This is a genomic window from Staphylococcus epidermidis, from assembly GCF_006742205.1.
In the GTDB taxonomy this organism is placed as follows: domain Bacteria; phylum Bacillota; class Bacilli; order Staphylococcales; family Staphylococcaceae; genus Staphylococcus; species Staphylococcus epidermidis.
The window spans coordinates 181,885-194,764 of record NZ_AP019721.1; the positions used below are offsets into that span (position 1 = coordinate 181,885).

General features: G+C 33.7%; 13 protein-coding genes. 10 read left to right on the forward strand and 3 right to left on the reverse strand.

The genetic code is table 11. The features are described 5' to 3' along the window. Window positions 1-9: 9 nt before the first annotated feature. From FNL83_RS00930 to FNL83_RS00940, 3 genes are read left to right on the forward strand one after another with little or no spacing between them, the layout of a single operon-like run. Window positions 10-969 (forward strand): osmoprotectant ABC transporter substrate-binding protein, encoded by a 960-nt coding sequence (locus FNL83_RS00930; protein ID WP_001830497.1) that lies wholly within the window; start codon window positions 10-12, stop codon window positions 967-969. A gap of 2 nt (window positions 970-971) precedes the next feature. Next, complete coding sequence (locus tag FNL83_RS00935; RefSeq protein ID WP_001830555.1) at window positions 972-1,619, forward strand: ABC transporter permease; 648 nt, start codon at window positions 972-974, stop codon at window positions 1,617-1,619. 40 nt (window positions 1,620-1,659) lie between these two features. Further along, window positions 1,660-2,427, forward strand: coding sequence for an alpha/beta hydrolase (locus tag FNL83_RS00940; RefSeq protein ID WP_001830470.1), 768 nt, complete (start codon window positions 1,660-1,662; stop codon window positions 2,425-2,427). Between the two features lie 269 nt (window positions 2,428-2,696). On the opposite strand, the gene FNL83_RS00945 is transcribed toward FNL83_RS00940, so the two are convergent. The 3 genes from FNL83_RS00945 to argF form a co-directional block, all read right to left on the reverse strand. Then, a complete protein-coding gene (locus tag FNL83_RS00945) occupies window positions 2,697-4,262 on the reverse strand; it encodes a YfcC family protein (protein ID WP_002456769.1) in 1,566 nt (521 codons plus the stop codon). Between the two features lie 164 nt (window positions 4,263-4,426). After that, window positions 4,427-5,359 carry a carbamate kinase gene (gene arcC, locus FNL83_RS00950; protein ID WP_001830533.1) on the reverse strand — a complete coding sequence of 311 codons (933 nt, stop codon included), beginning with the start codon at window positions 5,357-5,359 and terminating at the stop codon, window positions 4,427-4,429. 22 nt (window positions 5,360-5,381) lie between these two features. Continuing rightward, window positions 5,382-6,383, reverse strand: a complete 1,002-nt coding sequence (gene argF, locus FNL83_RS00955) for an ornithine carbamoyltransferase (protein WP_001830522.1) — start codon at window positions 6,381-6,383, stop codon at window positions 5,382-5,384. Window positions 6,384-6,867: 484 nt separating this feature from the next. Here argF and FNL83_RS00960 point away from each other — a divergent pair, with 484 nt between their 5' ends. The 7 genes from FNL83_RS00960 to dhaL all read left to right on the forward strand — a co-directional run bounded on the left by FNL83_RS00960 (window position 6,868) and on the right by dhaL (window position 12,878). Next, window positions 6,868-7,092, forward strand: coding sequence for a hypothetical protein (locus tag FNL83_RS00960; protein WP_001830485.1), 225 nt, complete (start codon window positions 6,868-6,870; stop codon window positions 7,090-7,092). 103 nt (window positions 7,093-7,195) lie between these two features. Next, a complete protein-coding gene (locus tag FNL83_RS00965; RefSeq protein WP_001830531.1) occupies window positions 7,196-7,624 on the forward strand; it encodes a FosB family fosfomycin resistance bacillithiol transferase in 429 nt (142 codons plus the stop codon). A gap of 107 nt (window positions 7,625-7,731) precedes the next feature. After that, complete coding sequence (locus FNL83_RS00970; RefSeq protein ID WP_001830467.1) at window positions 7,732-8,607, forward strand: 5'-nucleotidase, lipoprotein e(P4) family; 876 nt, start codon at window positions 7,732-7,734, stop codon at window positions 8,605-8,607. 289 nt (window positions 8,608-8,896) lie between these two features. After that, window positions 8,897-9,862 carry a biotin synthase BioB gene (bioB, locus tag FNL83_RS00975; protein WP_001830464.1) on the forward strand — a complete coding sequence of 322 codons (966 nt, stop codon included), beginning with the start codon at window positions 8,897-8,899 and terminating at the stop codon, window positions 9,860-9,862. A 304-nt stretch (window positions 9,863-10,166) separates the two neighbouring features. Then, entirely contained in the window at window positions 10,167-11,270 is a 1,104-nt protein-coding gene (locus tag FNL83_RS00980; RefSeq protein ID WP_001830573.1) for a glycerol dehydrogenase, read from the forward strand. A 15-nt stretch (window positions 11,271-11,285) separates the two neighbouring features. Further along, the gene (dhaK, locus tag FNL83_RS00985; RefSeq protein ID WP_001830519.1) at window positions 11,286-12,248 is read left to right on the forward strand and encodes a dihydroxyacetone kinase subunit DhaK; all 963 of its coding nucleotides are present in this window, start codon (window positions 11,286-11,288) and stop codon (window positions 12,246-12,248) included. A 54-nt stretch (window positions 12,249-12,302) separates the two neighbouring features. Beyond that, complete coding sequence (gene dhaL, locus FNL83_RS00990) at window positions 12,303-12,878, forward strand: dihydroxyacetone kinase subunit DhaL (protein ID WP_001830509.1); 576 nt, start codon at window positions 12,303-12,305, stop codon at window positions 12,876-12,878. Window positions 12,879-12,880: the final 2 nt, after the last annotated feature.

Sequence of the window (12,880 nt, forward strand, 5' to 3'; positions counted from 1 at the left end):
GAGGATAATATGAAGAATTATAAAAAATATCTGATTGTTTTAGTATTATGTCTAACAGTGTTATCTGGATGTAACTTACCTGGTTTAAAAAATAGTCATTCAGATGACGATGTTAGAATCACAAGTTTAGGAACAAGTGAATCACAAATTATATCGCACATGCTGAGATTACTTATTGAACATGATACAAAAGGTGAAATTAAACCTACCTTAATTAATAATTTAGGTTCAAGTACGATTCAACATAATGCTGTCACAAGTGGCCAAGCTAATATGTCAGGTACGCGTTATACAGGCACTGACTTAACAGGGGCGTTGAAAGAAGATCCGATTAAAGATCCTAAAAAGGCCATGAAAGCGACACAAGAAGGATTTAAAAAGAAATACAATCAAACCTTCTTCAATTCGTATGGTTTCGAAAACACGTATGCATTGATAGTGACAAAAGAAACAGCTAAAAAATATCATTTAGAAACTGTTTCAGACTTGGAAAAACATGCGAAAGATTTAAGAGTAGGTATGGATAGTTCATGGATGGACCGCAAAGGTGACGGTTATCCAGCATTTAAAAAAGAATATGGTTATAGCTTTGGTACTGTGAGACCCATGCAAATTGGCCTGGTTTACGATGCACTTAGTTCTGGCAAATTAGACGTAGCAGTAGGTTATTCTACAGATGGGCGTATTTCAGCATACGATTTAAAAGTGTTGGAAGATGATCGTCGATTCTTCCCACCATACGATGCCAGTCCACTTGCATCAGATCAATTGTTAAAAGAGAAGCCAGAGCTCAAACCGATTGTTAAAAAATTAGAAGGTAAGATATCAACAGAACAAATGCAAGAATTAAATTATCAAGCTGATGGTAAAGGAAAAGAGCCTGCAACAGTTGCAGAGGACTTCTTGAAAAAACATCATTATTTTGAAGACGATGACAATAAAAAAGATAAACAGAAAGGTGGTCAATAAACATGGAAGGGAATTTAATACAACAACTCGTTCACTACTACCAAATGAACTTTGGCTACCTATGGGAATTGTTTGTTAATCATTTGTTAATGTCTGTTTACGGTGTTTTACTAGCATGTTTAGTGGGCATACCTCTTGGTATCATCATTGCAAGATTTGGTAAATTATCAGGTGTGATTATTACTATCGCGAATATTATTCAAACTGTTCCGGTTATTGCTATGTTAGCGATATTAATGCTTAGTATGGGACTCGGTATGAATACAGTCATTTTTACTGTGTTCTTATATGCCTTGCTTCCTATTATTAAAAATACGTATACAGGAATTAATGAAGTTGACCCAAATATTAAAGATGCTGGAAAAGGGATGGGTATGACGCGTAACCAAGTATTAACTATGATTGAGTTACCTCTGTCACTTTCAGTTATTATAGGTGGTATTCGGATTGCCCTTGTTGTAGCTATTGGTGTCGTAGCTGTAGGTTCATTTATTGGTGCGCCAACATTAGGTGATATTGTGATTAGAGGTACAAATGCAACTGATGGAACACTATTCATTCTAGCAGGTGCAATACCTATCGTTATCATTGTCATACTTATAGATGTTTTATTACGTTTATTAGAGAAAAAGCTAGATCCAGCTACGTAAGTGATTTAATTTTTTATACAGGGAGGAGTGAGCCAAGATTATGGCTCATATTACATTAAATTATTTATCTAAAACTTTAGGAATGCATCAAACGATTAATGTCATTCTTCCAGAAGATAAAAGTTACTTTGATACAAATGAAAATGCGAAACCATTAAAAACTATGTTATTGCTACATGGTTTATCAAGTGATACTTCCTCTTATATGAGATATACGAGTATAGAACGCTATGCGAATACCCATCAACTAGCAGTGGTGATGCCTAATGCTGATCATAGTTTCTATTCAAATATGGCTTATGGACATAGTTATTATGACTATATACTAGAAGTTTATGATTATGTTCATCAAATATTTCCATTGTCTAAAAAGAGAGAAGATAATTTTATAGCAGGTCACTCTATGGGAGGTTATGGTGCAATCAAATTTGCATTAACGCAAAGTTATCGTTTCTCAAAAGCCGCCATGCTTTCAGCGCCATATGATGTTTCTATGTTTGGTCAATATCAATGGTATGATTTTACTCCAGAAGCGATTGTAGGTAATACGCAACATGTCGCGGGGACATCTTTTGATCCATACTATTTAGTTGAACAAGCAATAGACAATGGACAAGCGTTACCACAACTATATATTACTTGTGGAACTGAAGATGAACTGTATCAAGGTAATATTGATTTTGTGAACTATTTAGATGAAAAAGGTATTCCATATCAATTTAAAAAAGCGCCAGGTAATCACGATTATGCATTTTGGGATAAAGCAATAGAAGATGTCATTGACCGTTTTACATCATCACATATTTAAAAAGAATGTTAGAATATAGTTAAACTCGTACGGCTTTTGTTAAGATTAATAAAGAAGTGGGAGAGCGTACGTATTGAATGAGTTAGATTATTTCAACAATGAAGCATCCCATGCATGTAAAATTTGAATATAGAACTTTTTTATTTAAGCATCGACTGCTAATATGCTAAGAACGCCTAGGACGACTATTAATGTCCTAGGCGTTCTTTTTTCGTCATTTCTAAAAGATATAACTATGAATAGGTAAATCTTTTTCCACTTTTAAAAGATTATGAGTATATTAAAACTTGTGTAATTAGTAAGCCTCCACCAAATATTAAAACAAACGCGACAACAGGCCATACGAAACGTAACCAGTGTGAGTAACGCATGTTTAACATTTGAAGTGTTGCCATTACAAGTCCAGTAGGCGCTAAGAACAACATTGCATACTGACCGAATTGATATGTTGTAACAATAACAAATCTTGGTATACCTACCGTATCAGCTAATGGCGCAAAGATAGGCATAGATAGTACTGCTAATCCTGATGATGATGGTACGATAAATCCTAAACAGAAAAAGATAAAGAGTAACACGATGATGAATAAAGGCCCACTCATATGTTGCACGATAGATGATGAAAAGTGCAAGATTGTGTCAGAAATCATTCCTTTATTCAATACTAAATTAATTCCTCGAGCTAAACCAATGATTAAAGATACACCTACTAAACTTGAAGCGCCATTAACGAATGCATCTACAGTGCCTTTTTCGCCTAACCCATATTTTCCTGTTCCAGCAATGAACATGATGATAATGGTAAAGATTAAGAATGCAGATGCCATGACTGGGAACCACCATCCTTGTGTCATGACGCCCCAAACCATAATAGGGAATGGTAAGACGAAAAGCGTAAGAATAATCTTTTTACGTAATGTAAACTCAGAAGAACCGTCATCATGTAGCACAGACCATTGTTTTTCAAATGCTGCTTTGTCTTCATAAGAATAAGAGGATTTAGGATCTTTTTTAATTTTTTTACAATACCAGAACAAATAACTAATAACAAATATGGCACCGATGATACAAGCGCCTATTCTCCAATAAAGACCATCAGTAAAAGTTGTTCCTGCTGCATTAGAAGCAATGACGACTGAGAATGGGTTGATTGTTGAGAATGTACTGCCCACAGAGCTTGCTAAGAAAATTGCACCGACAGAGACAATAGAATCATATCCGAGCGCAATAAATATTGGAACGAGTACAGGATAGAACGCTACAGCTTCCTCTTCAATGCCACATAGTGTTCCACCCAGAATCATTAAAATCGCTACGAACATAATCAACATAAATTCATGGCCTTTGGTTTTTTGAGTAAGTGCTAACAATCCTGATTCAAAGGACCCGCTCGCTTGAACAATACCAATCAGTCCACCTAGAACAAGTATAAAGACCATAATATCGACGGCTTCGATGGTTCCTTTAACCATGCTACTAGTAATTTGATCAAGACCAGCTGGATGTTGTTTTAGACGTTCGTAAGTATTAGGAATTGAAACGGGTTTATTAATTGCACCAGATTTAAATTGTTCTATTTTGATTTTAACTCCTAATCGATCAAGCTCCTTTTGTGTTCCAGGAACTTTTTTTACTTGATGATGAGGATTGACAATTTTTAATTCTTGGGATGAAGGTTCATATGAAAGTTTTGAGTATGCACCCGCGGGGATTATCCAAGTTGCTATAACTGCGACAACTGTTAGGATAAAGAGAATCATAAATGCACCTGGCATTCTAAAGTTAAAACGTTTTTTCTTTTTATTATCATTGATCGCTTGTTCCAACGGTTTCATCTCCTTCGACAGTTAACCTAAAATAAAAGCCTATCAATTGAATTTGGTTAGTATTTTACATGATTGATTAAGGAAGTGCACCCTGTATGAAATGGAGAGGAGTGGAATAACAGGATGCACTGTATGAATATGATTAAATTAATTTCTACTTATACGTTAAAACGTTACTTTGTAATGAGTGTGCCAATTTTACCTTCTAGTGCTGCATCTAATTGATTTAATGATGTGATGAGCACGCTACCGTTAGGATTATTTTCAATAAAGGAGATGGCAGATTCGATTTTAGGTAGCATGCTGCCTTTGGCAAATTGTTCTTCTTCAATATATGTTTTAAGCGTATCTATATTTGTTGTTTTAAGTGCTTGTTGTTGGTCAGTATGATAGTTGATATAAACATAATCAATCGCTGTTAAAATAATGAGTTGATCACAGTGAATATCAGCACCTAATAATGCACTTGTTTTGTCTTTATCGATGACGGCATCTATACCTTTAAAGCTATCATGCTGTTCGCGAATGACTGGTATACCACCTCCACCTGCAGCGATGACGAGTGTGTCATTTTCTACTAGAGTTTTAATACTTTCCAGTTCGATAATAGATATTGGTTGTGGTGATGGTACAACGCGACGGTAACCTCGACCAGCATCTTCTACAAATTGATAACCTTTTTCCTGTTGAATACGATTTGCTTCTTCTTTAGTGTAGAACAGACCGATGGGTTTACTTGGACTATTAAAAGCTGGATCGCCTTCATCAACTTCTACTTGGGTAACTAGTGTGACAACTTGCTTATCTATGCCCATTGAATGAAGTTCATTTTGTAAACTTTCTTGAAGTTGATAGCCGATGTAGGCTTGACTCATAGCGCCACATTCAGCAAATGGAAAAGCAGGACCTTGATCGTGTTCAGCTGCATAATTCAGACCAAGGTTAATACTTCCTACTTGTGGTCCATTACCGTGACTAATCACAATTTCGTGACCTTTAGTAATTAATCCTACTAGGGATTTAGCTGTATTTTTTACTAATTCAAGTTGTTCTTGTGGTGATTTTCCTAAAGCGTTTCCACCTAAAGCTACTACAATTTTAGCCATTTCACTCACTTCCTTCTATAATTTAGAATTCTCCTAAAGTTGCTACCATGACCGCTTTAATTGTATGCATTCTATTCTCAGCTTCTTGGAATACTACAGAAGCTTTGCTTTCGAAGACATCATCAGTGACTTCCATTTCACTAATGCCATATTTTTCATAAATTTGTTGACCAATTTTAGTTTCTGCATTGTGGAAAGAAGGTAAACAATGTTCAAAAATAACATTTGGATTGCCTGTTTTTTCTAATAATGCTTGGTTAACTTGATATGGTTTTAAAAGTTTAAGGCGTTCTTGCCATACTTCATCAGGTTCGCCCATTGATACCCAAACATCTGTATAAATAACATCAGAATCTTTCACGCCTTTATCAATATCATCTGTTATTAAAATGTTACCGCCATTTTCCGTCGCAATACGTTCGCAACGATTTAATAATTCTTCTGTCGGATTGAGTTCTTTAGGACAAACAAGATGGAAATTCATACCCATAATGGCAGCACCTTGCATTAATGCGTTAGCAACATTGTTACGTCCATCGCCAACATAAGTAAAGTTGATATCAGCATACTCTTTTTTCAATACTTCTTTAGCAGTTAAAAAGTCAGCAAGCACTTGTGTAGGGTGATCTTCATCGGTTAATCCATTCCATACCGGAACACCTGAATATTGCGCTAATGTTTCTACAGTACGTTGAGAGAAACCTCGGTACTCAATACCATCATACATACCACCAAGTACACGTGCTGTATCTTTAGCAGTTTCTTTTTTACCCATTTGAGAACCTGTAGGTCCAAGATAAGTGACGTGTGCACCTTGATCATGTGCGGCAACTTCGAATGCGCAACGTGTTCTAGTGGAATCTTTTTCAAAAAGAAGCGCGATATTTTTATTTTTTAGCATAGGCTTTTCAGTGCCGATATATTTGGCACGCTTCAAATCTTCGGAGAGTGTTAATAAAAATTCTACCTCTTGTCGTGAAAAGTCTAATAAAGTTAAAAAGCTTCTGTTACGTAAATTTTTCATCAATAACAACTCCTTGTGAATGAATTACAATTTTATTGTAAGCGTTTCCTTGTAGTTTTCAACTTAACTCAAAAATTGTAATTTTTTATTAATAAATCAATGAACTTTTTATTAACATTGAATTTGAATAGTGTGAAATTTGTCAAAAAAGGTTTATGTTTAAGTTAAAACCAACTTTAAAGAATTTAGAAAATTCAATTAAAGTGAATTTAACACATTTTAAATAATGAAGGTAGATTAGAATCAAAATGTAAGAGGTATGTTAGTTGAATAAACCGTATTAACTTCTTTATATTATTAGTGAATTCTCAAAATACTTGTAAAATTATATTGATTAATTACTTGTTCTTTATTATATTTAGAAACATCTCTTACAATAAACCACAACTTACATGAAATTTAAGCTAACAGTGGATTATTCTAATTAAATTGAAGGTCATTCAAAGTAAAAAGGGCATATTAGTATAATAGGAGGAACAGTAAGATGAAAGTGTATAAGTTGAATTATCAACACCATAAAGATATTGTTGATGATAATGTATTAACGATGTTCGTAACAGCTGATAATCAAGATGAAGTTGAAGCGTTTGCGAAAAAATTACATTACAAGATTGAACATTTATCTCCATTAACTAAAAAGGAATTTGAAGATGAGAAAGCGAAAGATTCACACTATAGACTTGAACACGTGGATCACTATTTAAATTAATTATTCAATCATATATCAGAACATCCTGTGATCATTCGTTTGGTTACAGGTTTTTTTACGCATGAGATTAAATGTTAATGTCACTAATACAAGGAGTGTATAAATGGAAATAACAAATGTTAATCATATTTGTTTTTCAGTGAGTGATTTAAATACCTCTATACAATTTTATAAAGATATTTTACATGGTGACTTATTAGTATCAGATAGAACGACAGCATATTTAACTATTGGTCATACTTGGATTGCACTGAATCAAGAAAAAAATATACCAAGGAATGAAATAAGTCATTCCTATACGCACGTTGCTTTCTCCATAGATGAAGAAGATTTTCAACAGTGGATTCAATGGCTTAAAGAGAATCAAGTAAATATTTTAAAAGGGCGACCAAGAGACATTAAAGACAAAAAATCGATATATTTTACAGATCTGGATGGGCATAAAATTGAATTACATACTGGAACATTAAAAGATAGAATGGAATATTATAAATGTGAGAAGACGCATATGCAATTTTACGATGAGTTTTGATATTTTAATTGATATGTAATTTTTTGAAAAAATTTATGATTCATTTTGTAATAAAATTACTATATACTAAAATTTGTAATTTTCAATTATTTTAATGAGGTGAATCAATGAATAAATTATCAAAGTACATTGCAATAGCTACATTAGCATCGACAGTTACAATTTCAGCACCAATTCATACATATGCATGTGAATCTCATACTAAAGATAACCATAATCAAACGACACAACATCAAAATGACCCCAACCTTGGTGAACAAAATGTAATGGCTGTCTCATGGTATCAAAATTCTGCCGAAGCGAAGGCACTTTATCTACAGGGATACAATACTGCAAAATATCAGTTAGATGAACATATTAAAAAGGATAAAGGTAAGAAAAAACTTGCTATAGCTTTAGACTTAGATGAAACAGTTCTTGATAATTCACCATATCAAGGATATGCTTCTATGCACGATACGTCTTTTCCAGAAGGATGGCATGAATGGGTTGCTGCAGCGAAGGCAAAACCTGTTTATGGCGCCAAATCATTCTTAAAATATGCTGACAAAAAAGGTATCGATATTTACTATATTTCGGACCGTGATAAGGAAAAAGATTTTAAAGCTACAAAGGAAAATTTAAAAAATATTGGACTACCGCAAGCGAAAGATAATCATATTTTACTAAAAGGGAAAAACGATAAAAGTAAAGCATCGCGACGTCAACAAGTCGAAAAAAATCATAAGTTAGTGATGTTATTTGGTGACAATTTGTTAGATTTTACAGATCCTAAAAAATCTACTGCTAAAGAACGTGAGAAACTCGTACAGAAGCATGCAAAAGATTTTGGCAAAAAGTATATTATTTTCCCAAATCCAATGTATGGAAGTTGGGAATCGACACTTTATCATAATCAATACGAAATAAGTAAGAATGAAAAGGATGAACTACGAAAGTCATCAATTAAACAATTTAATCCTAAAACGGGTGAAGTAAAATAATTCCTGACATTAAATACTAAATTTCTATTAGTAAAAGAAAGTTTTACACATAATTATTGTATTGTGTGCAGACACTTTAATAATTAATAAAGTTATATTTACATGGAGTACTTTAATTCCGTGTTATACCATTGCGAGGATGAAACAATGTACGCGTTGTTCCATCCTTTTTTTTATAAATATTTTCAATCGTATCTAGATTAATGTAAACTTATAATATCGAAAAGTTTACAATGTGCAATCGAATGATTTGAAAATGCTAATTTTTAAGAAAAAGGAGTTAAAGATTATGACATTAAACCTAGCTCAACGTGTGTTAAATCAAGAGTCATTAACAAAAGATGAAGCAATATCTATTTTCGAAAATGCTGAAATTGATACATTTGATTTATTAAATGAAGCCTACACAGTGAGAAAACATTACTATGGTAAAAAAGTTAAGCTTAATATGATATTAAATGCTAAAAGTGGTATCTGTGCAGAAGATTGTGGGTACTGTGGGCAATCTGTAAAAATGAAAGAAAAGCAACGTTATGCACTTGTTGAACAGGACCAAATTAAAGAAGGCGCTCAAGTGGCAACTGAAAATCAAATCGGTACATACTGTATTGTTATGAGTGGTAGAGGTCCTAGTAACAGAGAAGTCGATCATATTTGCGAAACAGTAGAAGATATTAAAAAGATACACCCACAACTAAAGATTTGTGCGTGCTTAGGATTAACGAAAGAAGAACAGGCTAAAAAATTAAAGGCTGCTGGTGTCGATCGTTATAATCATAATTTAAATACGAGTGAGCGTTATCACGATGAAGTAGTAACTACACATACATATGAGGATAGAGTGAATACGGTTGAAATGATGAAAGATAATAATATTTCTCCTTGTTCAGGTGTGATATGTGGTATGGGAGAGTCGAATGAGGACATTATTGATATGGCATTTGCTTTAAGAGCCATCGATGCTGATAGCATTCCTATTAATTTTTTACATCCTATTAAAGGAACTAAATTTGGTGGATTAGATTTATTGTCACCAATGAAATGTTTAAGAATTATAGCGATGTTTAGGTTAATCAATCCAACAAAAGAAATTCGAATTGCAGGTGGACGGGAGGTAAATCTACGTTCATTACAACCACTCGCATTGAAAGCGGCTAATTCAATTTTTGTAGGAGATTACTTAATTACAGGCGGTCAACCGAATGAGGAAGATTATCGCATGATTGAAGATTTAGGGTTTGAAATCGACAGTTAAATTATAATTAAAAATATTTTCAATAAATGTAAATATAGTTTTAAATAAATTGTCATAATGCACTAACCATGCGCTGTTTTAATGATTTTTCAAAAGAATTAACAACAATTTAATCAAATTCTATTAAATTTTCGATGGATAATCCTTTAAAAATTTTTTTGAAAGCGTATACTAGGAATTGAGAGATGAGAGACAGTATGATCCATGCTTATTAAAAATTAAGATTAGGGGAATGAGATTACATTATTTCATTTTAAATCTTATTTTTTAATATAAATATAAAAGATGTTTTGGAGGAATACTTATGTCTAAATTTATTTATCAATCACCAGGAAGATATGTACAAGGGAAAGGTATTGTTAGCTCTATCGCTGAAGAAACAGAACGTCTTGGTAGTCACGCGTTGATTATTGCAGATGAAGTGGTTTGGAATATCACTGAAGAAAAAATAAAAGAAAGTTTCTCAGCAAATAACAACGTTGATTTTGAATATGAAGTATTTAAAGGAGAATCTTCTGAAGAAGAAATTCAACGTATAGTTAAACAATATAAAGAAAAAAACATTGACGTTGTTATTGGTTTAGGCGGAGGTAAAGCGTTAGATACAGGTAAAGCTGTAGCATTTGAACTTAAAGCAAGCGTCATCGATTTTGCGTCTACAGCATCAATGGATGCACCAACAGCAGCAGTATCTGTTATTTATAACGAAGATGGATCATTTAGTGGTTATGAATTCTACCCTAAAAACCCTGATACAGTTATCGTAGATTCTGAAATTGTTGCACAAGCACCTGTACGTTTATTTGCATCAGGTATGAGTGATGGTTTAGCAACATTAATCGAAGTTGAATCTACACTTCGTAGACAAGGGCAAAACATGTTCCATGGCAAACCTACATTAGCAAGTTTAGCAATCGCTCAAAAATGTGAAGAGGTTATTTTTGAATATGGTTACAGTGCTTATACTTCTGTAGAAAAACATATCGTGACACCACAAGTAGATGCTGTGATTGAAGCCAATACATTACTTTCAGGTTTAGGATTTGAAAACGGCGGATTAGCAGGTGCACACGCAATTCATAATGGATTCACAGCTTTAGAAGGGGATATCCACCACTTAACTCATGGTGAAAAAGTGGCATACGGTATTTTAGTACAATTAGTACTTGAAAATGCGCCAACTGAAAAATTCATGAAATACAAAACATTCTTCGATAATATCAATATGCCAACAACATTAGAAGGTCTTCACATTGAAAACACAAGTTATGAAGAATTAGTTCAAGTAGGTGAACGTGCATTAACACCAAATGATACGTTTGCTAACTTAAGTGATAAAATCACTGCTGATGAAATCGCAGACGCAATTTTAACTGTTAATGATTTATCTAAAAGTCAGTTCAACTAAAAGGAGTCGCTTTGAATGAAAAAGTTAATTCAAGATAAAAACACAATTTTAAAAGATATGCTTGATGGAATTACAGTTTCAAACAACGATGTTGAAGTTGTATCTGACACTATTGTTGTTAGAAAGCATAAAAAACAATCAGGTGTTGCACTCGTTTCTGGGGGCGGCAGTGGACATGAACCTGCACACGCAGGATTTGTAGCAGAAGGCATGCTCGATGCAGCTGTATGTGGAGAAATCTTCACTTCACCTACACCTGATAAAATATTAGATGCCATTAAAGCTGTGGACAATGGTGACGGCGTTCTACTTGTTATTAAAAACTATGCAGGAGACGTTATGAACTTTGAAATGGCTCAAGAAATGGCTCAAATGGAAGATATTAAAGTTGAAAGTGTTATTGTCAGAGATGATATTGCTATTTCTGACCCGGAAAAACGCCGTGGTGTAGCGGGTACAGTATTTGTGCATAAATATGCTGGATACCTAGCTGAAAAAGGTGTTGCACTTGATGAAATCAAATCTAAAGTTGAGGCACTTTTACCAGATATTAAAAGTATTGGTATGGCATTAACGCCTCCAATGGTGCCCACAACTGGTAAAAACGGTTTCGATATTGAAGACAATCAAATGGAAATTGGTATCGGTATTCACGGTGAAAAAGGTTTACATCGTGAAGACGTACAACCTATTAACGTGATTGTTGAACGTTTACTCGATCAATTATACAAAGAAATTGAGAAAAAACCTTTAATCGTAATGGTTAATGGTATGGGTGGTACGCCACTATCAGAATTAAATATAGTTACTAAATATCTAGATGAACAATTCAATCAGAATGATATTGGTGTTAAACAATGGTTCGTAGGTGACTATATGACAGCGTTAGACATGCAAGGCTTCTCTATAACTGTACTCCCCTTCAGTGAAGAATTGAGTGAAGCTTTAGCTGCACCTACAGCAAGTAAATATTTCTAATTTTAAGATTCAATAAGTAATAAATATATATTAAATTTTGAGGTGACTTAGAGAATGAATGTAGCAGATATCAAAGCACGCTTATTAGATTTAGAAAATACTTTTAAAGAAAAAGAAAGTGAACTGACTGATTTAGACAGAGCTATCGGTGATGGAGATCATGGTGTAAATATGGTCAGAGGTTTCGAACACTTAAAAGAAAAAATAGATGATCAAAGTATGCAAGCGCTATTTAAATCAACAGGTATGACATTAATGTCTAACGTAGGTGGTGCTTCTGGACCATTATACGGGTTTGGTTTTATCAAAATGGCGAGTGCAGTGAATGATGAAATTGATCATGATAATCTTAAAGAGGTACTTAAAGCGTTTGCTGATGGCATTCAACAACGTGGTAAAGTCGAATTAAATGAAAAAACGATGTATGATGTTATCGAACGTGCGAGAGAAGCTGTTGAAAAAAATGAAACAGTAGATCTAGATAAACTACAATCATTTGCTAATGAAACCAAAGATATGGTAGCTACTAAAGGCCGTGCATCATATTTTAACGAAGCTTCAAAAGGTTATATTGATCCTGGTGCACAAAGTAGTGTTTATATTCTTAATGCAATTATAGGAGGAGAGTAAGT

What these genes read in the sequence shown, in the direction of transcription:
- dhaK (WP_001830519.1), top strand. Translation starts at nt 11,286, where the DNA reads ATGAAAAAGTTAATTCAAGATAAAAACACAATTTTAAAAGATATGCTT.
- FNL83_RS00940 (WP_001830470.1), top strand. Translation starts at nt 1,660, where the DNA reads ATGGCTCATATTACATTAAATTATTTATCTAAAACTTTAGGAATGCAT.
- bioB (WP_001830464.1), top strand. Translation starts at nt 8,897, where the DNA reads ATGACATTAAACCTAGCTCAACGTGTGTTAAATCAAGAGTCATTAACA.
- arcC (WP_001830533.1), bottom strand. Translation starts at nt 5,359, where the DNA reads ATGGCTAAAATTGTAGTAGCTTTAGGTGGAAACGCTTTAGGAAAATCA.
- FNL83_RS00980 (WP_001830573.1), top strand. Translation starts at nt 10,167, where the DNA reads ATGTCTAAATTTATTTATCAATCACCAGGAAGATATGTACAAGGGAAA.
- FNL83_RS00960 (WP_001830485.1), top strand. Translation starts at nt 6,868, where the DNA reads ATGAAAGTGTATAAGTTGAATTATCAACACCATAAAGATATTGTTGAT.
- FNL83_RS00945 (WP_002456769.1), bottom strand. Translation starts at nt 4,262, where the DNA reads ATGAAACCGTTGGAACAAGCGATCAATGATAATAAAAAGAAAAAACGT.
- FNL83_RS00965 (WP_001830531.1), top strand. Translation starts at nt 7,196, where the DNA reads ATGGAAATAACAAATGTTAATCATATTTGTTTTTCAGTGAGTGATTTA.
- FNL83_RS00930 (WP_001830497.1), top strand. Translation starts at nt 10, where the DNA reads ATGAAGAATTATAAAAAATATCTGATTGTTTTAGTATTATGTCTAACA.
- FNL83_RS00935 (WP_001830555.1), top strand. Translation starts at nt 972, where the DNA reads ATGGAAGGGAATTTAATACAACAACTCGTTCACTACTACCAAATGAAC.
- argF (WP_001830522.1), bottom strand. Translation starts at nt 6,383, where the DNA reads ATGAAAAATTTACGTAACAGAAGCTTTTTAACTTTATTAGACTTTTCA.
- dhaL (WP_001830509.1), top strand. Translation starts at nt 12,303, where the DNA reads ATGAATGTAGCAGATATCAAAGCACGCTTATTAGATTTAGAAAATACT.
- FNL83_RS00970 (WP_001830467.1), top strand. Translation starts at nt 7,732, where the DNA reads ATGAATAAATTATCAAAGTACATTGCAATAGCTACATTAGCATCGACA.